At 48.9% G+C, this 22,045-nt stretch carries 16 protein-coding genes; 4 read left to right on the forward strand and 12 right to left on the reverse strand.

Features of this window, described 5'->3' with window-relative positions; all coding sequences use genetic code 11:
- Positions 1-68 precede the first annotated feature (68 nt).
- A complete protein-coding gene (locus tag ACJJI8_RS03025; RefSeq protein WP_444907217.1) occupies positions 69-557 on the reverse strand; it encodes an outer membrane beta-barrel protein in 489 nt (162 codons plus the stop codon).
- A gap of 480 nt (positions 558-1,037) precedes the next feature.
- Here ACJJI8_RS03025 and ACJJI8_RS03030 point away from each other — a divergent pair, with 480 nt between their 5' ends.
- Both ACJJI8_RS03030 and ACJJI8_RS03035 read left to right on the forward strand, forming a co-directional pair.
- Positions 1,038-1,613, forward strand: coding sequence for a hemerythrin domain-containing protein (locus tag ACJJI8_RS03030; RefSeq protein WP_444896049.1), 576 nt, complete (start codon positions 1,038-1,040; stop codon positions 1,611-1,613).
- Between the two features lie 29 nt (positions 1,614-1,642).
- Positions 1,643-2,086: a SpoIIAA family protein gene (locus ACJJI8_RS03035; protein ID WP_282931190.1), complete on the forward strand. Its 444-nt coding sequence runs from the start codon at positions 1,643-1,645 to the stop codon at positions 2,084-2,086.
- A gap of 68 nt (positions 2,087-2,154) precedes the next feature.
- Here ACJJI8_RS03035 and ACJJI8_RS03040 read toward each other — a convergent pair whose 3' ends face one another.
- The 4 genes from ACJJI8_RS03040 to ACJJI8_RS03055 form a co-directional block, all read right to left on the reverse strand.
- On the reverse strand, positions 2,155-2,856 hold the full coding sequence (locus ACJJI8_RS03040) for a putative adhesin (protein WP_444896048.1): 702 nt from the start codon (positions 2,854-2,856) through the stop codon (positions 2,155-2,157).
- A gap of 362 nt (positions 2,857-3,218) precedes the next feature.
- Positions 3,219-3,881, reverse strand: a complete 663-nt coding sequence (locus tag ACJJI8_RS03045) for a putative adhesin (RefSeq protein WP_444934223.1) — start codon at positions 3,879-3,881, stop codon at positions 3,219-3,221.
- 397 nt (positions 3,882-4,278) lie between these two features.
- Positions 4,279-5,001: a fumarate/nitrate reduction transcriptional regulator Fnr gene (gene fnr / locus ACJJI8_RS03050; protein WP_444896046.1), complete on the reverse strand. Its 723-nt coding sequence runs from the start codon at positions 4,999-5,001 to the stop codon at positions 4,279-4,281.
- A 169-nt stretch (positions 5,002-5,170) separates the two neighbouring features.
- Positions 5,171-6,037: an SDR family oxidoreductase gene (locus ACJJI8_RS03055; protein ID WP_444934224.1), complete on the reverse strand. Its 867-nt coding sequence runs from the start codon at positions 6,035-6,037 to the stop codon at positions 5,171-5,173.
- A gap of 302 nt (positions 6,038-6,339) precedes the next feature.
- Here ACJJI8_RS03055 and ACJJI8_RS03060 point away from each other — a divergent pair, with 302 nt between their 5' ends.
- The gene (locus tag ACJJI8_RS03060) at positions 6,340-7,362 is read left to right on the forward strand and encodes an adenosine deaminase (protein ID WP_444934225.1); all 1,023 of its coding nucleotides are present in this window, start codon (positions 6,340-6,342) and stop codon (positions 7,360-7,362) included.
- A gap of 52 nt (positions 7,363-7,414) precedes the next feature.
- On the opposite strand, the gene fnr (ACJJI8_RS03065) is transcribed toward ACJJI8_RS03060, so the two are convergent.
- The 5 genes from fnr (ACJJI8_RS03065) to ACJJI8_RS03085 all read right to left on the reverse strand — a co-directional run bounded on the left by fnr (ACJJI8_RS03065) (position 7,415) and on the right by ACJJI8_RS03085 (position 12,900).
- Positions 7,415-8,143, reverse strand: a complete 729-nt coding sequence (gene fnr, locus ACJJI8_RS03065; RefSeq protein WP_108734587.1) for a fumarate/nitrate reduction transcriptional regulator Fnr — start codon at positions 8,141-8,143, stop codon at positions 7,415-7,417.
- A 70-nt stretch (positions 8,144-8,213) separates the two neighbouring features.
- Positions 8,214-9,596, reverse strand: a complete 1,383-nt coding sequence (gene hemN / locus ACJJI8_RS03070; protein ID WP_444907212.1) for an oxygen-independent coproporphyrinogen III oxidase — start codon at positions 9,594-9,596, stop codon at positions 8,214-8,216.
- Positions 9,597-9,719: 123 nt separating this feature from the next.
- A complete protein-coding gene (locus ACJJI8_RS03075; RefSeq protein WP_444934226.1) occupies positions 9,720-10,418 on the reverse strand; it encodes an OmpW/AlkL family protein in 699 nt (232 codons plus the stop codon).
- A gap of 397 nt (positions 10,419-10,815) precedes the next feature.
- Positions 10,816-11,721 carry a 3-hydroxyisobutyrate dehydrogenase gene (mmsB, locus tag ACJJI8_RS03080; RefSeq protein ID WP_444934227.1) on the reverse strand — a complete coding sequence of 302 codons (906 nt, stop codon included), beginning with the start codon at positions 11,719-11,721 and terminating at the stop codon, positions 10,816-10,818.
- A 72-nt stretch (positions 11,722-11,793) separates the two neighbouring features.
- Positions 11,794-12,900: an enoyl-CoA hydratase/isomerase family protein gene (locus tag ACJJI8_RS03085; protein WP_444934228.1), complete on the reverse strand. Its 1,107-nt coding sequence runs from the start codon at positions 12,898-12,900 to the stop codon at positions 11,794-11,796.
- A 180-nt stretch (positions 12,901-13,080) separates the two neighbouring features.
- Here ACJJI8_RS03085 and ettA point away from each other — a divergent pair, with 180 nt between their 5' ends.
- Positions 13,081-14,745 (forward strand): energy-dependent translational throttle protein EttA, encoded by a 1,665-nt coding sequence (gene ettA, locus ACJJI8_RS03090; protein WP_444907208.1) that lies wholly within the window; start codon positions 13,081-13,083, stop codon positions 14,743-14,745.
- 2,459 nt (positions 14,746-17,204) lie between these two features.
- On the opposite strand, the gene ACJJI8_RS03095 is transcribed toward ettA, so the two are convergent.
- Positions 17,205-19,322, reverse strand: coding sequence for an ATP-binding cassette domain-containing protein (locus ACJJI8_RS03095; RefSeq protein ID WP_444934229.1), 2,118 nt, complete (start codon positions 19,320-19,322; stop codon positions 17,205-17,207).
- Entirely contained in the window at positions 19,315-22,044 is a 2,730-nt protein-coding gene (locus ACJJI8_RS03100) for an ATP-binding cassette domain-containing protein (RefSeq protein WP_444934230.1), read from the reverse strand. Before ACJJI8_RS03100 ends, ACJJI8_RS03095 begins: the two co-directional genes overlap by 8 nt.
- Between the last annotated feature and the right edge of the window lies 1 nt (position 22,045).

The following is a 22,045-nucleotide window of genomic DNA, read 5'->3' on the forward strand; positions in this document are numbered from 1 at the left end:
AGTCAGAATGTAACCTGGGAGCTTCTAAAAAGAGATGTCTCCATTAGTTAAATTTAGGAAAGGGACAATTAAAATCTCAGGCTAAACCCGCCTGACCAATAACTGACATCCTTCTCTAATACGGTGTACTCAAGCTCCAGGTGATAAATTTCATTCAGGCTATAACCAATTCCAGCCCCTAAGCTGACACCCAAGTCATCACTACTTTCGCTGCCAACAGAAACGTCTTCATAGAGAAGGCCCAGGCGTCCTTTCAGGTACCAGTCCCCCTCTGTTCTGTAAGTCGCATAAGTAGCAAGAGTACGTATGTCTACATCCACATTCCGACCATAAGCCTCAGTCTCACCACTTAATAGTGAACTGGTATATTCACCTTCCACCCCAAAACCCGAGGCCCGCACATAACCTGCTCGCAGTCCCAAATTCAGTGGATTATCGACCCCCTTGAAATCAAAATCAGCTATTCCGGCCACACCCCCCCAGTAGACGCCCTCGGCAATTGCGCCCGCTGAAACAACGAGTGCCAGCACACCTATACCAGCCTTAACTATTTTCATTAACACTCCCATCCTGTTGCATTAACTTTGTCGTGACACACAAATAGGGCACTGCGGAATAATTCGATGACAACCTACGACTTCAACACCAATAAATTTATTGAACAACGGGAAACATCGCAGCATGCTTAAATGTGCAACAACACGTCATTAGAAATTATTAAAACATGAAGGATCAAACACACCCTTATCTAGGTCCGACAGAAGAGCGTACTTGTGGAAAAAACTGAAGAAAGGGCTACTCGAAAATAGGTTTAATTTATCTTGTGGTCAAATACAACGAGGTACAGATAAGAGTTGAACCAAGGAATTCAGCGGCATGGTCAGCCTCATACCTATTGATAACCCCAGCCCTCCCCTGAGTAGGTAGCGGTAAATTCCACCTTGAGTCCCACTAAGTCCCCCTCACTTGATCCAAATCAACTTTGGATTGGTACATATGGCAACAATAGACCCATCGACAAATCGCGGAGGTCTGGGATGAATGCCATCTACCGACAACTGTGCTGTGACCATAAACATATGCAAGAGTTGCTCAACGCCTTTGAGCAATTACTCCTGGATCTTTTTGGCTGCGGCGACCGCGATCCAAACACCTTGTCACTGATCCTTGATGCTTTGGATTATTTATCGGCGTACCCGGATAGATATCACCACCCAGTTGAGGACTTAATATTTTCCCGGCTGTTGACTAAGCCAGTACATGACAGGGAATCAATTTACGAAGCGCAAATGCAGCATGAAAATATAGCCGCAGCGACAAAACACATGTGCGCTTTATTTTATGCTATTGCCAATGATGCGACCGTTGAACGGAGAGTGCTGCAAGGAGCTTGCAACACCTACCTGAAGCTGCAACGCAAGCATATGGACTTGGAAAATAAATCTATTTTCCCACAGATCGAACAGTACCTGGGGACTACCGACTGGATTTATATTCAGAAACAGGTCAGTGAATTAAGCTGCAGATATTTCGACAGGGCAACCAGAAAAATTTACGAGTCCCTGCACGAAGATCTGACACAACATCAAATGCCCGCGCAGGCATTAGCTTAGGTCACCAAAACAGCAGGGAGGAAATGTTAATGCAGTTTAAACGCCACGGCATATCCATTGGCATGGAACGCATAAATGATGAGTTTTTCCTTTACATAAAGGCAATTGGTGAGTTAACCCATGAGGATTATGAGCATATAACACCACTATTAGAATATGCTCTGGAAGGGGTAAAAAAACCTCAGGTTCAATTGCTGATTGATCTTCGGGATTTCGAGGGCTGGGGGATGCACGCGATCTGGGATGAGTTCAAGCTGGCCTTAAAGCACGGCAATGAATTCTCGCATGTCGCTGTACTTGGGGATGAGGAGTGGCAGCAAATAGCCACAAAAGTCGGGAGCTGGTTTGTTAGCGGTGAAGTCCGCTATTTCAAACAGCAACAAGAGGCCATGGATTGGCTACAGGAAACAAGGAAGACGGGTATTGGTCACAAGGAATCTGAAAAGGAATTAGCTTTCTCCACACACTCCTGATAAGTAGTGGATTAAGGGGGCGTTTACGCCCCCCTTTTTTTACCCGTAAATTACTCAGTTACTTATTTCTAAGTATTCACCTTCCTCTTTTTACTGTCCCAGGAAGGCGTTCCCAATATAAGATTACCTACGCTCAACTCGTTACGGCAAAAAGAACAGTAAATATTCTCATAGTGTAAGTTGTTCCGATGCAGAATATTGAGCACATCAGCCAGGGTTGGACTCTTTTGATTGTGCCTATTTCGAATCGTCAAGAAGTTAGCTTCCATCTTTGTGGTGTACAAAGAAGCACCAACTTTTGCGTCATACAGAGACTTTTGAAAGGGATCATTTAAGTCATATTGCTGCAGTCTTGCCTGATTCCGAATAGCTTTCACATTGTGATTATGGGCTTCATCCACAACATTCTGAATCTGAGCGTAACTCTCACCATCATTAATAAATCGGCGCGATAGGCGACCAAAAATCTGTCCGGCTGTACTGCCGTGGTACCCCTGGAATTTTTTCAACATATAGTTACGGCATATCTTACCCTTGCCAATATGCTCATGAACTTTTGCTTTCCCATCTACAACATCTTGTAGTCCAGGATCTTCCAACGTGTAACCGTGAGGTGCAAAGAAAAGCAGGTTGTCGCCACCGTGGCCTTTATTATAAAAAACCTGCTTGGTTGCGGCACCGTGGGCAGAAATCACCAGGGACGGCGCATCCCCAACATTGGTACCTTCCGGTGCAAAAATTTTGACTAAATCCAATTCACGAACAGGCATATGACACCTATCTAACGTCGAGTACAGAAATAAGAGGGTCACCCCTCCAAACAAAACAACCGTACTAACAACCTACTATGACCAATCATCCATACTCAAGTTTTATTGCATGATTTTTGACATTAGTCACGAAGAGGAAAATTTTTTGGACTAAGTATTAGTCAAATAAGTGAGGTATGAAATAAATATGACAAAAATAAGGAGGAATTGAGGAAAACAGTTTAGGCCCGGCAAGCTCAAGGAAGTGAGCTGTAACAAATTGGTAGATGGTGACCCATAATAAAAATGCATTCACATTTCTAGCTTAACGGGCACCATCTTCTCTCTACTTAAGAATTGAATACGAAGTTAGAAGACACCGTTTAGGTGGTTGGTCGCTGCATTTTGCTGTCCCAGGATGGGGTTCCAATAAGGATATTGCTAAAACTCACTTCGCTTCGACAAAAAGAACAGTAGATATTTTCATAGTGCAGATTATTTCTATGCAGAATATTTAGAACATCCACTAAGGTGGGGTTATCCATTTTTACTCTATTGCGAATAGTCAATAAATCCGCCGACATTACCGGCTTAACCCCTTTCTTAATATAAGGTTGATGCATGGGATTATTGGGATCCAGATTTCGCACCATCTCATTGTGCTCATGGGCATTATCCACAGCCTTTTGCACATCAGCATAGCTCTCACCTTTTATAAAAGGCCGGGTAATACGCCCTAAGATCTGGCCAGTAGTTGACCCGTGATACCCCTGATATTTACTCAGGGTATAATTATGGCAAACCTTTCCCTTACCAATCCATTCATGATATTTCGCGTTGCCACTCAAGACACTACCAATACCTGGATCATTTAGAGAGTAACCATGGGGAGAAAAGAAAAAGAGGTTATCCCCTCCGTGTCCTTTGGGATAAAAAATTTGCTTAGTTGTTGCACCGTGAGCGGAAATTACCAGGTTGGGAGCATCTCCCACCTGCGTTCCTTCCGCTGCAAAAATCTTAACTAGATCAAATTCTCTGACAGGCATACTTCCCTTCCTCTCACTTCTTATTTTGTTGAGGCTTACTGACTAGCGCTCTGTGACAAAGGCTACTATGGCTTATTGGATATTTGCTAGAGGTGTGAAATACAAAAAATACCAGGCAAGGGAGCTACAAATATCCAAGCTATACAGCTAAACCCTCTTAAACAAAGGAGAAAAGAAAACGTTCCCAAAATAGCGGCATTTAATTAGAACCATCGTACCCTTTTTGAGCGGCAGTATTCGCAGTTATTTTGGCTGAAATGGCCCAAGTGCTGCCAAAATAGGCAGGTAAGAGAAACTAACCTCAGGAAGAATTATGCGCCAATACCCGCAAACCAGTCTGACTAAAAAGAACTAGCTTCAAGAAAATCAATTGGAAAAATGAAAGCCTTTACTACTGTCAATCGTAGCCGCAATGGGTTCCAGCCAATTCACTCAACGCCAACAAGTCAAGGATTTCAACCATTCGACCACTAACATTCACCAGGCCATCTCGCTGAAAACGCGAAAATAAACGGCTCACCGTCTCCGCTGTTAACCCCAAGTAATTGGCGATGTCCGTCCTCGGCATAGAAAGTACAAATTCACGGGGGGAGTAACCACGACATGCATAGCGACTGGAAATATTAATCAACAATGCCGCTAAGCGGGCATCAGCAGCACGCTTTCCCAGCAACATTAAGATTTCATTTTCCTGCCGCAACTCTTCGGAAAAAATGCTATAGATTTGCTGCTGCAGTGCTGGAACTTCCTGAGCTAAGGTTTCCAGTTGGTCAAATGGCAACAAGCACACACTGCTGTCTTCCAGCGCCTCCGCATAACTGGGGTGAACCCGACTACTATAAGCATCGAGCCCCAACAGCTCACCAGGAAGGGCGAAATGTGTTACCTGGATATTCCCATCTGCACCAATGACTACCGTTTTGACACTTCCAGAGCGAATCGCATAGAGATTTTGGAAAGGGTCACCTGCTCGATACAAGGTTTCACCCGCTTTAATTACCTTTTTCTTGCGGGTAACACGTTCAAGCCGATCAATATCCGCCTGCACCAGCCCTGCAGGCAAGCACAAACGCCTGACTGAACAGTTACTACAACTTACGGCCTGCGCTGACTTGGTCATAGCTAGGCAACCAAATTCTTTTACTGACAGTAATACTATTGCCGGCCATGAATCAGCTTTTTGACTCTTTCATAAACGGCTTGTCCTGGTAAATACACTCCATAATACTAAGCAACACACATGGTAGTTAGTAACTTGCCCTATGTGCTAAATTCGTAAAGTTAAAAGATTAAAATTCAGGTAAAAAGCTTTCGATTACCATTCGTTGCTGTTTTTTACCATCCTGATCCAAGCCGCTCTTAAAATTGCAAAGTTCATTGGCCCACTTGGATGTTCTGACCCGAATAGGTGGCTCCTCAGCCTGTACCACTTGTAAAACCACGTCGGCTACTTGGTCAGATGTCTGGTATATCTCAGCTGTCTGCTCTGGGCTTCGCGACCTCATACCACCAATATACTGATTGAAGACCCCCTGGTATTCATCTTCGGGATACCCCTGGCTCCGCTCCAACTGCGAAAGCACATTATTGGCAAACTCTGAGTGGATTCCACCGGGCTCGACAGCGGTAAAATTAATATTAAAGGCAGGGGTTATATAACTTGCCAGAGCCTCTGTATAACCCTCAACAGCAAACTTTGCCGCACAATACAGCTCATTGAACGGCTGCCCAACTAGCCCCCCCACTGACGAAATATTGATAACGTGTCCACTACGAGCTTCGCGCATATGGGGTAAAACTGCTTTAGTGCAGCAAACTACACCGAGGTAGTTCACATCCGTCACCCAACGTATCTCTTCTTCGCTGGCGTGTTCAGTGGTCTTTACAAAACCAGCGCCAGCATTGTTGATCAATAAATCGATACGCCCAGCATCCCGGGTAATGGTATCGACGCAGTTCTGAATACTATCAGAATCTGTTACATCCAATTCCATCACTTCGAGAGCCGCCCCCTGAGGAGCGGCATTTATCAGCTGGTCGGCCTTGGAGAGATCTCTCATGGTGGCAAAGACCCTAAACCCCTGCTTGGCCATTTGCAGCGCCAGACTCTGCCCCAGCCCTGTAGAAGTCCCGGTAATCAAGGCAACCTTACTCATTGCTCTCTCCTCAGTATCTGTTAGTCAATCTCAAAATGTAAACTACTCAGTGCAGTATACACATGAATAGCAGAAAGTAAACCGATCAGTATATTTTCTGGCAATATATCTGGCTGCGGCTAAACAATAGGGCTGGCGAGTCAGAATAAGCCGTAAAATAAGCTCCGCCAGCTTTATTCTCAGAGGGCGTAACCTGATACCATTAGCGCCCTTCTATAGCCCAGACAGTTTCTGTGAATCGGAATGTTGGATAGCCTCCGGCGCATTCACGTTCACAGGTAGTCCCGCAACAAGGTATTTCTATGTCCATTGCCGATTTGAACTTTTTGAAAGCACTGCCAAAAGCCGAGCTTCATCTCCATATCGAGGGTTCACTGGAACCGGAGCTAATGTTCGAGTTGAGCAAGCGCAACAATATTGAAATTCCCTTTTCCAGTATTGAGGAAATTAAAGCTGCTTATAAATTTCATAATTTACAGTCGTTCCTCGATATTTATTATCAAGGCGCTTCGGTCCTGATCCATGAGCAGGATTTTTATGATCTGACCATGGCTTATCTCAAGCGCTGTCGTGAAGACAATGTTGTCCACACAGAGATCTTCTTTGACCCCCAAACCCATACAGAGAGGGGCATTGATATCGGTGTGGTTATCAAGGGCATTAACAGCGCTCTTGATGATGCAAGAAATGAGTGGGGAATAAGTAGTCACCTTATTTTGTGCTTCTTACGCCACCTGAGTGAAGAGGAAGCAATTGCCACCTTGGAAGCGGCAAAACCATACCTCAACTTAATAAAAGGTGTAGGGCTGGACTCTTCTGAGCTGGGTCATCCACCCAGCAAATTTGAAAAAGTTTTTGCTATGGCCAAAGAGCTAGGGCTTGAGAGAGTTGCCCACGCTGGTGAAGAGGGGCCTGCCGATTATATCGTAGAGGCTCTCGATCTTCTGGACGTGAGCCGTATCGACCATGGGGTTCGCTGCGTTGAGGACGAAGCACTAATTGAGCGCCTGAAAGCGGAAAATATCCCCCTGACCGTTTGCCCGCTCTCCAATACCGCACTCTGTGTCTACGACAATATGAACCAACACCCCATTTTGTCACTCCTCGAGCGCGGCCTGTGTGTCACTGTTAATGCAGATGATCCCGCTTACTTTGGCGGTTACGTTAATAAAAATTATCTGGCCCTTAGCGAAAGTCTGGGCATGACTAAAGAGCAGGCGAAAAAACTGGCCCTGAATAGTTTTAAAGCGAGCTACATTTCGGAGGCAGATAAAGAAAAGTGGGCGGAGGCAATATCAGCAGTCGAAACGGTTGCTGAAGTTTAGTGGATTGGGTAGTGTCCTGACTGACTATAAAGCCAGGACACTATTTAAAAATTCAGTCTTCATCATAACCACAGTGAGTACCCGCTAGCTCACTGAGTTCAATTAAATTAATAATCTCAACTGATCGACCACTCACCTTAATTAATTTTTCTCGCTGAAAACGCGAGAAAAGCCGGCTGACAGTTTCCGCTGTCAAACCCAAATAATTGGCGATATCAGTGCGCGGCATCGATAAAACAAACGCACTGTGAGAGTATCCACGGCGAGCGTAACGGCTGGAAATATTAATCAGAAGAGCCGCCAAACGCGTATCGGCAGAGCGCTTACCCAACAACATTAAAATATCGTTTTCCTGGCGCAACTCTTCAGAAAAAATGCTGTAAATCTGCTGCTGCAGGGCTGTCACCTGCTGGGCCAAAATTTCCAGTTGAGTAAAAGGCAGCAGGCAAACACTGCTGTCTTCCAATGCTTCCGCATAACTCGGATGTACCCGAGTACTGTAGGCATCCAGACCGAGCAGTTCCCCAGGTAAAGCGAAGTGGGTGACCTGAGTGTCACCATCTGCAGCAATCACCACAGTTTTAAAACTGCCTGAGCGAATTGCATAGAGATTGGCAAACGGATCGCCAGCTCGGTAAAGGGTCTCCCCCGCTTTAATTATTTTCTTTCGACGCGTGATCTGCTCTAGCCGATCAATATCAGACTGACACAAACCAGCTGGCAAGCACAAACGCCTGACTGAACAGTTGCCGCAACTAACAGCTGTAGAGGAATCCATCATACTAAACCGGTCGGTAAACTAATTTGCCGCAATTGTAACGGCTGTCGAGCCGTTAGTCTCCTACCGGTAGCTATAGAACACGTGAATATTTCGCATCTGTTTCTTGACTGTGCAAATACATATCAAATGCAGCGGCAACATTTCTCACGAACCAGCGGCCTTCCTCGGTAACAATAATATTTTCGTTATCCTGATAAATTAGACCATCGTCAAACATAGGCTGTAAGCGCGCTAATTCCTCAGAGAAATACTCCTCAAAGGAAGCACCTATACGCTGTTCAACAAGGTTTTTATCCAGGCGCAAACGACACATTAATTCACTAATAATCCACTGGCGCAAACGATCTTCATCATCCATTAACCAGCCGCGGCAGGCTGCAGATTTCCCTTCTCCAATCGCCTGAGTATATTCTTTTAAGCGATGTAAATTTTGCCAGTAGCCATCGCGACTGTAGCTGATCGCCGATGCCCCCAGACCGACCAAAGCATCTGCCGGCATTAGGGTGTAACCCTGGAAATTGCGCTGCAGCATACCGGCATGGGCTGCCTTAGCCAGTTCATCCCCGGGACGGGCAAAGTGATCCATCCCCAAAAATTCATACCCCGCCTTACCCAGGTGCTCTACAGCCGCCAGCTGCATCGCCACTTTTTCTGCGGCAGAAGGGATTAAATCCGTATCAATCAGGCGCTGGGCCTTAAATCGGTGTGGCAGGTGTGCATAGTGATAGAGAGCGATGCGGTCCGGTTGCAGCTCCAGCACTTTATCCAAGGTGCGGTGCAGGCTGCTCAGCCCCTGCTTGGGTAGTCCGTAAATCAGGTCGTAGGAAATGGACTCAAACCCGCGCTCACGCGCCGCTACGGTCAACTCCGTAACTTGGTCGGCACTGCAGATACGATTGATTGAACGCTGAACTTCGATATCGAAATCCTGCACCCCCAGGCTCAAGCGGTTAAAACCCAGTTCTCGCAGGGTATCCAGGGTCTCTAACTCAAGGGTACGTGGATCGGCCTCAATACTGTATTCAACCCCGTCGCCTGGGCGCAAATCAAAAACTTCAGCCAACCCTCCCATTAAGCGACGCATATCACTATCACTCAAGAATGTCGGCGTACCACCGCCCAAGTGCAATTGGGTAACGGGGACATCAGCCACCTTATCCCGGTACCATTGGGCTTCCTGCAGCAAGTGATCCAGATAACTGGAAGCCAATCCATACTGGTGAGTGATTACTTTATTACAAGCGCAGAAGTAACAGAGAGAACGGCAAAAAGGAATATGAACATAAAGGGACAAGCTGCGAATATCCTGCAGTGCTGCCCAGGGCTCAATTCCATTTAATGTGTGAAAACGATCGGCGGTAGGATACGAGGTGTAGCGCGGGCAGGGTCCGCTATAACGGGATAAGAGTTCTTCAGACAACCCTCCCACGGGGCTTTTAATCTCTTGCTTCATATTCATTCACACCTCGTTCGGTAGTTTGCTTGGAAATCCGACACAAACAAAAAAGCAGCCACCGGGTCTTCGACCAGAAAACCACAGTGACTGCTCTACCCCAGACCTATTTATTGCTACCTTTTAGAAGCGGTAGCCCAGACCAGCCATGTAAACCAGCGGATCAATATCCACATTGGCAGTCACTTCACCCAGGCCAGGTACTTTGACTTTGGCGTCGGTCTCGATGTCCATCCAGAACACAGACATATTGAACAGCCAGCGTTGATCGGCGCCGAAGGTAAAATCGATACCGGCTTCTGCTGCCAGGCCAAATGAATTGTCCAGGGACAGTTCTGCATCACCGGTGGCGCCAAGGCTTTCGAAAGCGCTATCGGCGGTGCTGCTGATTTCTTCATCAAAGAAAGCGGTGTAGTTCACACCCAGGCCAACATACGGCTGAATGTTGGACTGTGGCTCCATCGGATACCATTGAACCAACAGAGTCGGCGGCAAATGCTTGGTTTCCCCCAGGTCGAAGCTGCCCAGGCCCTCGCCAACAACTTCGATATCGTGGCTGAACGGCGTTGCGGCAACCAGTTCCAAACCCCAGTGATCGTGGAACATGTATACGCCGGTAAGACCCAGAGCGGAGCCATCATCAACGTCAACGCCTGTCTGGGGAATGCTTCCCCCATTCAGGGACAGTGCGCTGGAACTGGTATCGGGTGCTACAGTGGCCATGCCACCGCGCAGAATTAAACTGCCTTGTTCATAGGCCAGTGCGGGTGCAGAAAGTACGGCGGTCAAAGCGGCTGTCGCACAAGCAGTTATACGATTCATTAACTTCTCCATAAAGCGATTAGGCATTTTTCCCGACTCAGGAAGGGCCCCCCTCCAGGCACAATCACAAGTCGCGGACAGGTTACTCGCTGACTGCCTGAGGCTGCTTGATCCAAATCAAGCTGCCGAATTACCTGGAAAAAAATCCATTGGAATGTGCAGCAGCAAGATAATTGCGCTGTTTAAGGGAGACCCGTTTCCGGGAAGGGGCGGGGAAGATAGCGGCTCAGAAAGTCCGAGGGAACCGAGCACTCAACTGTATTTGATACGATCTTGCCAAATTGAGAACTACCGCAAATTTTTTCTTTAGATGACAGAGTTAAGGGCAAACAAACCAGGCCAAAACTGCACCACTGCCGACATTGCCAGACTGTGGTGCAAGGCCTTTAAACAGGCGCTAAGTAAGGCTGCCCGCTGGACGCCGGAACATATTCTGAATACTGGAGAAATCCAGTTGCTGGTTTTCCTCACTAGCGCCATGCAGTTGGAAAAGATTTTTCGCCAGGGCTCCCATCGGAGTAGAGGATGCACTGGTTGAGGCGGCATCCATAGCCAGTCCCAGGTCCTTGAGCATCAATGCCACACTGAAACCGCCGGCATAACCCTTTGCCGAAGGCACGCTCTCCATAGTGCCCGGGTAGGGATTGTAGTTAGCCAGGGACCAATTATTACCCGAACTTTCCCGCATAATATCGCTCAGTACCTTGGCATCCAGCCCCTTATCCACTCCCAGCTGTAAAGCTTCTGCGGTACCGGTCATATGGATCGCGAGCAACAGATTGTTGCAGATCTTTGCCACCTGCCCGGCACCGGCAGCACCGGCGAGGAATATCTTACTGCCCATCACCTGCAGCGGGGCCCGCGCTGCATCAAATGCCGCTTCATCCCCGCCGCACATAAAGCAAAGCGTCCCCGCCTGTGCCGCAGCTGTACCACCGGATACCGGAGCATCTATCGCTCTCAACCCACGCTCCCCGGCAGCCTGGCTGACCAGGCAGGCATCCTCTGCAGAGATAGTCGAACAGTCGATAACCAGGGTATCGGCCGGGAGTTGCTGCAACAACCCAGCCTCTCCCAGGTAGAGCTCTTTCACCGCGTCGCCACTGGGCAACATGGAAATTACGATATCCGCGCCCTCAACAGCCTGTTGGGCACTGTCACAGGGCAGGCAGCCATCTCGCTGTGCCTGTTCCAGAGCAACAGGGCTCAAATCAAATGCCGCTACGGTATAGCCGGCCTTCGCCAAGTTGGCAGCCATGGGGCCACCCATATTACCCAAACCAAAAAAGGCTATCTTTTCCATAAAAGCCACTCCCTATTTTGTTGTTGGTATCCCTGGCGATTAACAGCCCGGGACGCTCGGTAAATACGATATCTACAGGTCGGCCAGTGGGTGCTCACCAGCCCAGGGTCCCTCAAAGCAGCTTTCCACCTGCGCAGGTGTAATCTGTTCCAAGCTGTTAGGTTGCCACTGGGGTTCGCGGTCTTTATCAATCAACAGCGCGCGCACCCCTTCCTTAAAGTGGCCACTGGCACAGAGGTTTACCGCGAGTGCCAACTCCATGCGGTAGATATCCGCCAGGGACAGGTGTCGAGCCCGCTGTAATTGCTCCCACACAATCCAGGGTGTCAGCGGAGAGCCACCTGCCAAAGTGGCAGCTGCCCGCTGCAACCACTTATCCACACCCTGGTATGCACTGATGGCGGCGCAAACCTCTGGCAAGGTGGCAAAATCGGTAAGCTGCTGGATTTGGTCATAATGCTCTCGCAGAGCAGACTCAGGCCGCTCCAGAAGGGGCAGCTCCTGGGATTTAAGGCAATTGCTAATTAACTGGTGATTGGCTTCCAGGTTTTCACCGAAACTGAGCTCCGCTAACGCAGACAAGACTGATTCCCGCTGATCCTGGCCTATCATACGGTCCGCCATACCGGTAAACAGGGCATCGGCACCATTAAACTGCGCACCGGTCAGCCCCAGGAAAAGCCCGAGGCGCCCGGGCATACGATTCAGGAACCAGCTGCCCCCCACATCGGGAAACAAACCAATCGTAATCTCCGGCATTGCCATGCGAGTGGTTTCGGTCACAATCCGGTGGCTGGCTCCCGCCATAATGCCGATACCGCCCCCCATCACGAAGCCACCGCCCCACACCACGACGGGCTTGGCGTAAGTGTGAATCTGGTAGTCCAGGCGATATTCGCGGGAGAAGAAGTCGGTGGTGAATCCGTAGTCCGGTGTCTCACCATAGGCGGCGGACTCCCGATACAGCGCCACCACATCGCCGCCAGCGCACAGCGCCTTGTCGCCACTGCCATCGATCCAGACTGCTGCGACTTCAGAGTCTTCAGCCCAGCGGTCCAACTGGGCCGACAACAAGTCGATCATGGGTGAATTTAAGGCATTCAGAGCCTTGGGGAGGTTTAACGTCGCGATCGCCAGGGCGCCGCGTCGGGAAAACAACACCGGGGAATCCTGATCCATTTTTATTCGTCTTATAGCTCTTGTACTAGATAGTGTCGCAGTTAAACACAGATCACATTTGACGTCAGCCACACGCGAGTACAGCGGGCTACCTAAGAGATGCCCGGTTGCACTTTTTACGCAAACTGATAAGTTGCGCGCAAAATCTGACCGATTCCAACACCCATTACGGAACCCCAAATGGCCGAATACGTATACACCATGAACCGGGTGGGCAAAGTAGTGCCCCCCAAGCGCGAGATCCTCAAGGACATCTCCCTCTCCTTCTTCCCCGGCGCCAAGATCGGCGTACTCGGTCTAAACGGCGCAGGTAAATCCACCCTGCTGCGCATCATGGCCGGGGTCGACCAGGACTTTAACGGCGAAGCCCGCGCAATGCCCGGCATCAAGGTCGGCTACCTGCCCCAGGAACCGCAACTCGATGCCAGCAAGACCGTGCGCGGCAACGTAGAGGACGGTGTACGCGAAGCCATCGACGCCCTTGCCGGCCTGGAACAGGTCTACGCCGATTACGCCGAGCCCGACGCAGACTTCGATGCCCTGGCCAAGAAACAGCAACAATTCGAAGACATTATCCAGGCCTGGGACGCCCACAACCTGGAGCACCGCCTGGAAGTTGCCGCAGACGCCCTGCGCCTGCCGCCCTGGGATGCGGACGTAAACAATCTGTCCGGCGGTGAAAAACGCCGTGTGGCCCTTTGCCGCCTGCTGCTGTCCCGCCCGGATATGCTGCTTCTCGACGAACCCACCAACCACCTGGATGCGGAATCCGTATTCTGGCTGGAGCGCTTCCTGCACGATTTCACTGGCACTGTGGTTGCCATCACCCACGATCGCTACTTCCTCGACAATGTTGCCGGCTGGATTCTGGAACTGGACCGCGGCCACGGCATCCCCTGGGAAGGTAACTACACCACTTGGCTGGAACAGAAAGAAAAACGCCTGGAGCAAGAGCAACGCGGCGAACAGGCTCGCGCCAAAGCCATGCAAAAGGAACTCGAGTGGGCCCGCCAAAATCCCAAGGGCCGCCAGTCCAAAAACAAGGCCCGTTTGTCCCGCCTGGAAGAAATGCAGTCCCAGGACTTCCAGGCCCGCAACGAGACCAACGAAATCTACATTCCGCCCGGCGAGCGTCTCGGCGACAATGTGATTGAGTTTAAAGATGTGAGCAAAGGCTTCGGCGAGCGCCTGCTGATCGACAACCTGTCTTTCCGTGTGCCCAAGGGCGCAATTGTAGGTATCGTCGGCGGTAACGGTGCCGGTAAGTCCACCCTGTTCCGTATGATCAGCGGCACTGAGCAGCCAGACTCCGGCGAGATCAAGATGGGTGAAACCGTTAAGGTCGCCTACGTTGAACAGGGCCGTGAAAATCTGGATGACAGCAAGACCGTATGGGAAGCCATCTCAGACGGCCACGATATGCTCAAGATCAACAACTACGAAGTGGGCTCGCGCAACTATGTTGGCCGCTTTAACTTCAAGGGCAGTGACCAACAGAAGCGCGTAGGCGAACTCTCCGGCGGTGAACGCGGACGCCTGCACCTAGCCTATACCCTCAAGCAGGGCGCCAATGTACTGCTGCTAGACGAACCCTCCAACGATCTGGATATCGAAACCCTGCGCGCCCTGGAAGAAGCCCTGCTCAACTTCCCCGGCTGTGCCCTGGTAATCTCGCACGATCGCTGGTTCCTGGACCGCGTTGCCACCCATATCCTCGCCTATGAGGGTGAGAGTGAAGCGGTATTCTTCGAGGGTAACTATACCGAGTACCACGAGGACTTTGTGCAGCGCAAAGGTGAGGATGCAACGCCCCATCGGATGCATTATAAGAAGCTTAAGACTTGATTTTAAAAGAAAAAAAGCCCGCTTAAGCGGGCTTTTTTTCTCGAAAGCGCTAAATAAAATACCGAAAAATTCAAAGCTTAGAACGCTGAGTTTGTATCAACATTAGTTCTTGGGTCTCGCAAACACACCTTTAAAGCGAGTATTTCTAAATAAGGATTTCTGCCCCCCAGGTAGCAACTTTCCCCTGGTGGTATGGGAACCCGAAGTATAAATCTTCTCTGAATATTCGATCATAACTGCAACCAATAAAAACACTCCTACAGAGCTTACCCAATTCCAGCTGGCTTCAATATCGTTATGATGTTATGAAAAGGTCACATTGATATTTCCATAGGAAAATCGATTTATATTATCTAGAGGGAAAATAGTGTCAACGAATAGAGTAGAGAATAAAAAGAGATGCTTAGTCAGACAAAAGCCAGAGAAAAGCAGCAGAGACTGCTTTGTATATATTCTCTGGCTCACGATACGTTTTACCGCATCAAGAGATCTATCTAAATCAATCTCAAATTTGTGATCAGTTAGGCGGAAGCTCAACAACCGCTTGTGGACCAGCCTGAATATCAGTTTCAGTATGCATTATGCGTCTCCTTTATCATTTCAATCTCTTAGGTACTTGGTTCGACTTACTCTCTGTCAAACACAATACAGCTTAACGCGATTACATTACATCACACCAATAATACTCAAATTTTTTGAGGAAAAGATCACAAAAAATGATCATTATTCTCAAGCCAATTTAGCAGAAAAAACTTTCAACCAAAACAGCAAGAATTGGACTGATAGCTGCACGATGGTACAGGTTAGCAATACGCTTTCTAACCAAAAAGTTAAGACACCTGAAAAAATCACCAACTAAAAAAGCCATACAATTATCTAATTAAGTTTCTTGACAAAAGAGGGAAACCACTCCATACGTAGATTATCACGCCATAGAGATACCCATGAAATCAATATAATTATGGCTACGTAAGCAGGAAAATATACTTTACATCTAAGGAGAGGAACATTTACCTGTAAAAAATTTTAAGTAAAAAGCTCCCCTCACAGTTTCAACTAGTTTGATCCGTCACTGCTGGACTGATTACTGTTATTAGCATTGCTAGCAGCTTCCGGGTCAGCATCTACAACTGCTTGTGGACCAGCTTTGATATCAGTTTCAACGTGCATAGCACACCTCCATTTTCACTTTGGGAAGACCGGAGACCCATACCTCCGATACAAAGAACCAGTATTCACCCTCACTTGGCTACCAGACACTAAAAAGGATTCTCATAAAGAATCTGATTAACTCAGCGAACAGGTTTAGCAATAGACAACTTGCTGCGGCGATAATGAGAAGTCAACAAATACTGCTTCCTGTCGACATTTTATAAAAGAGCTTAGTTAAAAAACAACTGGTTTCCGCACCAAATGAGTTGCGAAACCGAATAAATTTGAAAACCCCAATTAGAAACCACCAAACTTAAAAAAAGCAGGCGGCAAATTCATTCTACAGGGGCGCCAAAGGCCTCAAGAATTAAAATATGCCCCTCACTCTGGCACGATGGTACGTAATTAGGATTCCTACAGAGTCGATGTCGTTTTACCAAACCTCCATCAGTCACTTAGAAAAACTTATGATAATAAACCTATTCAAATCTGAATTAACCAACAACCAGGAGAAATTAATTAATTCTAGTCTACCCTGCTAAAACGAAGCCTAAAACCTCATTGCTGATGGTACGGCACCCTGTAGGTTTTACACTCCAAAGCACTAAAAAGGCTATTTTGTATACTATCTTGCCTAGAGTACTTGCAGAATAACCTTATCTAATAGCAACTTAGCACCCAGAAAAATAACTCTAATGCAAGAAAGCCAAGTGAGACAAGAAGTCAGAATGGATAGTTATCAACGGACGGGGTGCCTATTTTAGTTGAGCCATTACGCCACTCTCACCGACATAAGTTAGGTAATTTGATGCTAAAGGTTCATCATGCTGCGCATAACAAAGTGTGAACTCAGATATACTTTGAGATAATCTATTTAGTCGAGCAATTAATCTCACTTGTCCTCACAGGGCAAACAGGAGATGAAAGCCTTATAGATAGATTACAAAGTTTCAACTTCATAAAATCTTTTCAAGTGCCGAATCAATCTATTTAATAAAAACCAGAGAGATTATTTATTCAAGCGTGATGTAAAATACTCCATGGCAATCTTTACTTATGCTCCTGGAGTTAAGGCTGCACGAACAAACGCCTGAGTTTCAATTTTGTTATACACCTAACCCTGCCTTTTGCAACACACCTGTTTTCGAGATGTCTAGTTCAGGCTAATGATCTAGCTCTGGGGAATCTGACTAATTTTAATATGATGTCCAGCTTGTATATCAGTTTCAAGGTACATAAAACATCCCCTTCCTTTAACTGTTTAAGTAAATCGGGAAACAAATGATTCCCATGAAAAATTTACTACTTTATGGGTGGGCAATCACCATCAGGGTTTTTGCATTTTTTTGCACACAGGCTATCGCCATCTGCAGATTCTCCGGATCGAGTGCCGCAAAACTCTCGTCCAGCACCACTAACTCAGCATTTTGCAAAAGCGCACGGGCGATAAATAAACGGCTCATCTCACCATGGGACAACCTCCACCCCATCTCGCCCACCGTTTGTAAAATCCCCGCCGGCATTTTTTCCAATAGCGGGGTCAATCCCAACTCATCACAAATTGCATAAGCCTTGCGCAGACTCTCCTGGCGAGGTGGCCACTGGTATCCCATCAATAAATTAAAAAGAAATGAATCTCCCAACACATGATTTTCATGAAACTGGGGAGCTGATGCGACCATCCTGCGCCAAGGTTCAGCACCGATACTTGCGCGGTCGTAGCCATTGAGCAGCAACAGGCCATCATCCGGTTTCTGGATGCCGGTGAGAACATTCGCCAATGTGGACTTCCCTGAACCAGAAGTGCCCTGTAGTAAAAGCCGGTCGCCGGGATAAATGCTGAGGTTGCATCCCGCCAACACTGCTTGATCTTTTCCCTCGTAGGTGAAACGGATATCGCGTAAATAACACAGCGGCTGCGAGGAATCCTGCTGGCCGGCCGACGCGGCCATTGCCAAACCCGCACTGCCCCTTAAGTGGCGATCTTCCAGGGAAAACAGTTCACGTACTTTTTCCCAGGAAATTGCGGCACTTAAGGCGCTGGTAAAACCATTCATACACTTTAAAACTGCGCGATACCCCAACAACATGCCTCCAAAGGCAATTGCGAGTTGGGTGCTATTGGCACTGTCGCTAATAAATATTGGGGCCAGCCCCACTATCCCCAAAAGTAACCATAGGCGTGGCAAAAAAGCCTGTAAACGCACCATGGTGTTATCCATGCGAGAGGAACTCTCCAGGTAGTCATTTAACTCACTGTCTTCACCCTGGTGCCACTCGCCGGGTGCCTGCTGCGCGAGCCGGGTGCGGTGGCCGATCATTTTCTCAATCAAGCGATGGGTCATAGACAGGCGCTGTGCTGTCCACTCTTTGCGGCCGTAGTACTGTGCTCGCCCCAGGAAAAATGCAACCACTAAAAATAGGGGCAAAATTGCTGCATAGATAAGACCACCAGCTCCCATCAGCAAAATTGAGGCTGCAATTAACAGCTCTACAACACCGAGCAATAATAAAAAGGCACCCTGTAATGCACTGGCTTCTATATTCTCCGCATCGTAAACCCTGCCCAATACCTGACCCGAACCCATATGGCGAATACGACTGGGAATGACGCGCAACGCGCTGGCGAGCAATCGCTGTTTCAGAAGTGCGCCGGTCTCAACGGAGACCACACCGCGCAGCCGGGCTGTGAGCAGGGATAGGGGAACCTGAGTCACCAACAACAACACCCAGGCAGATAGCCAGCCGGTATCAATATGGCCCTCGAGCACAGCCCTACCTATCACCCACCAGCTGCACAGAAAAATAGCCATCTGGGCACTGTGACAGGCAAGCATGGCGGCAAAGCGCCAATACAGCCCACGCTGGCGAAGCTGTAAGCGGAAAGACCGATGAGAGGATTGACGCAACAACCAGAAATCATCCAAGCGTACGCCGGCAAGGTTTTCTCGCAGTAGGGCGGTCATGGCTTTCTTGCGCCGACGCCCTTGAATGTCTGCACTATCCAGCAACTGTTCGATACGCTCGCGCTGGGGCCCTTCAAGCTCGCGAGCCAGCTGCTGAATAACCAGCTCTAGGCAAACTTTCTCCAGGTGCAGTGCCGGTGTGAGCAGCTGTAACTTATGCCCCCTGCCACCACACAGTGCGATAAAATATTCCCCCTCGGGAAAGCGAACCCGCAATAGCGCCGGGGCGGCTCCCAACAGCATGGTTTCCAGCTCTGGGTAGCTACAACTCACCTGCTCCACTTGCAAGTCCAAAGCTTCAGCACCTGCCTGCAACCTGGCATTCAACTCCAGGGTGCTTCCAAGGGATTTGTGCTCCGCTACTTCAGGCTCCAAGCCGCTGTATTTTGCCAACGCTTGTAAGGCGGCCTCCAGCTGCGACACTGGCCAGCAATAGGACATTAATTCTTTACTACTCACTGGCAACCTCCGTAAACCGGGAGGCCGGTGTCGCCCCAGGAACTCCTTGTACTTCTGTCAATTGACCGCTGGCCATGCGCAAGTGACGCCAACTGCTACTCTGCCAACACTCTTGCCAGAGACTGCTTTCAGCTGCCAGTAGCTGCGCATAGCGCGTGTCGCCCTGGGTTTGAAGCTCACTGGGATTACCATCTTCAATAATGCAACCCTCGTCCACGACCAAAACACGAGGAAAGTCCCGGGTTTCACTGATATCGTGGGTAATACAGATCAGGGTGACCCCCTGCCAAACCTCCCGCACCCGGTTCATCAGGCGCTGCCGCTGTTGGCGATCAAGCCCCCTGAACGGTTCATCCAGAATCACACAAGCAGTTTCCTCGCGGCCAAGTGCGCGCCCCAGACGTACGCGCTGCCCTTCACCACCACTGACCAGGGCACCACTTTCGCCTAACGGGCTTTGCAGCCCCTCCGGTAACGCTGCTACCAGCTTGAGTAAATCCGCTTGCTGTAAAATGGGGTAAAGGGGAGCTCCGGGCTTATTGCCGTAACTCAAGTTTTCCAGAAGGCTGCTATTCCACAGCTGAATTGCGGGATCAACCCAGGCACAGTGAAGGCGAAAACGATGCAGTAACTCTCCCTTCAACTCTCCACCATTGAGCATCACACGGCCACTGGCGGGTTTGTGCCACCCCAGCAATAATCCGGCAAGGCTCGACTTGCCGGCGCCGGATGCTCCGACCACAGCAATTTGCTCACCGGGGCTGATTTCCAGATTTACCTTGTCGAGAATAGTACGACCGCTGGCATTAACGGTGACATTCTCAAACTTGATACCCACCGGTTTTGCCGGGGAAAATTCCACACTATCAGCGGAACTTTTATCTGTGTCTGTTTCAGTGACTGCTTGCAGCGGTTCGAGGGCTCTCAGTAAAAAATTCCGTTGCCGTGGATAACTTCGCATCAGTCCCGCAATATCTTCACCCAGCGGCGGCAGTGCCAATACCCAATAAATCAATAAAAGCAGATCGGGGCTTGCCCCTCGTGCATTAACACAATAAATCACCAATACACTACTGAGGGTACAATTAATCAACAGCTGTACCGCCTGGCTATTGAGCTGAAAACTCAGTGATGAGTATCCAGCCCTTATCCATTCAGTGAGCAGGTTTTCATGCTCACGCCGAACAGACTCACCGGCGCCGTGCGCACGGATTGGAATAACTCCCAGCAGCGCATCCATATAGAAGCGAGCCAGGGCTCCCGCATGAGTTTGTACTCTCATACTGTAATCAGTGAGTACTGGATGGAACATCAAGGGTACAGCGACTTGCAATACCGACATGACTAGCACCAAAGGAGCGGCAGCTGGAGCAAGCCAGATTATTCCGAGTGCAGTGGCGAACAGGGAGAAAATTTTAAAAATGAGACTCGTTCCGAGAACAGGCAAATCTCTCAAGGCGGCAATACGATGTGAGCGTTCGGCTGTATCAGAGGTGGGACGGCTCTGAAAGAAATGATCAGGTATTTTGGGTAGGGCCGCTAAAAACCGTATGCGGAAACGATTTTCCAAACGGCGCCCGACCACCATTTGGACTTTTCCTGCGGGAAACTGCAAAAGCATTAATGTGATCATAAAGAACAACAGCAATGCAATCGTGCCTGCTCGCTGTATCTCTGTCGCTAACTCGCTGTGGATATCAATCAGGCCACGGAAAAGCAAGGCTTCGAACATCAGCCCCAATACCGCTCCGAGCATAGCAATAACTATAGTGAGTGGCGCAATCAATCCATCTTCGCGCATCAACCCCCAGAGCTGCCTGAGAGGTTGAACCGGTGGCTCCCGCAAAGCCCTGGATAGCGCTTCCGATTTCGGTTTAACTTCACTGACATCGCGAACCCCTTTTACGCTCACTATGACCGCGCCACTAAACTCCAACTGCTCCGGCGACAGTTCAATTGTCTCTGCAGGCTCACTTCCACGGGGACGGGACGGTCGAGCACACCAGTAATTCTCTGGTACTAAAGAAAATGCTTGGGTGGTATCTGTAGTAAATTCAACAGACAGCCGCTGCAACATACCACTGATCTCAGTTCCGCGCTTTATCGCCCCGGACGTAACCAATGAGGTGAGCATTCGAACAGATGCATCGAGAAATGCCAACGAGAGCCAACTCTCATCCTTTAGCGCTTTTTCACAGAGCGTGGCGGCCTCTTTATTGCCAACCTTTAACTGAGCAATACGCTCTTTCAGCGGGGCAATAAAATCATTACCACCTGCCCAGTTTCTCCAGCCCTGAGGGGGCACCCGTGCGGTATGAACATGCAACTCATCCAAAAAACGACGCGCGCTGGGCCAGCGCCTACCACTGGCGGGATCCATCACCTGCACAATACCGCGATGATTTTTCCAGGCCACGACAAAATGAGTGTTACCGTTTGGTAGCCGTACCACAACCAATCCCGGCAAGTAGCCGGTGGAGCTCAATAAGAGATGATCCACGGGAACCACCATCTGGGCAGCTTCTAGCCCAAGCTCTACCGCAATTTTTTCCAGGGTATTTATCGAGGTTCCATCTACATCAGTCTGGCAGGCATCGCGCAAATGGCCGTAGTGTGTATTTACACCAAAACCTTCGAGCAGACACTTCAGGGAAGCCGGACCACAGTCCATATTAGAGGTCTGAACTACCTCTGGAACTAACCAGCGTCTTTTGCTTTCCACT

The organism is Microbulbifer maximicatervae (SeqCode), assembly GCF_052467695.1.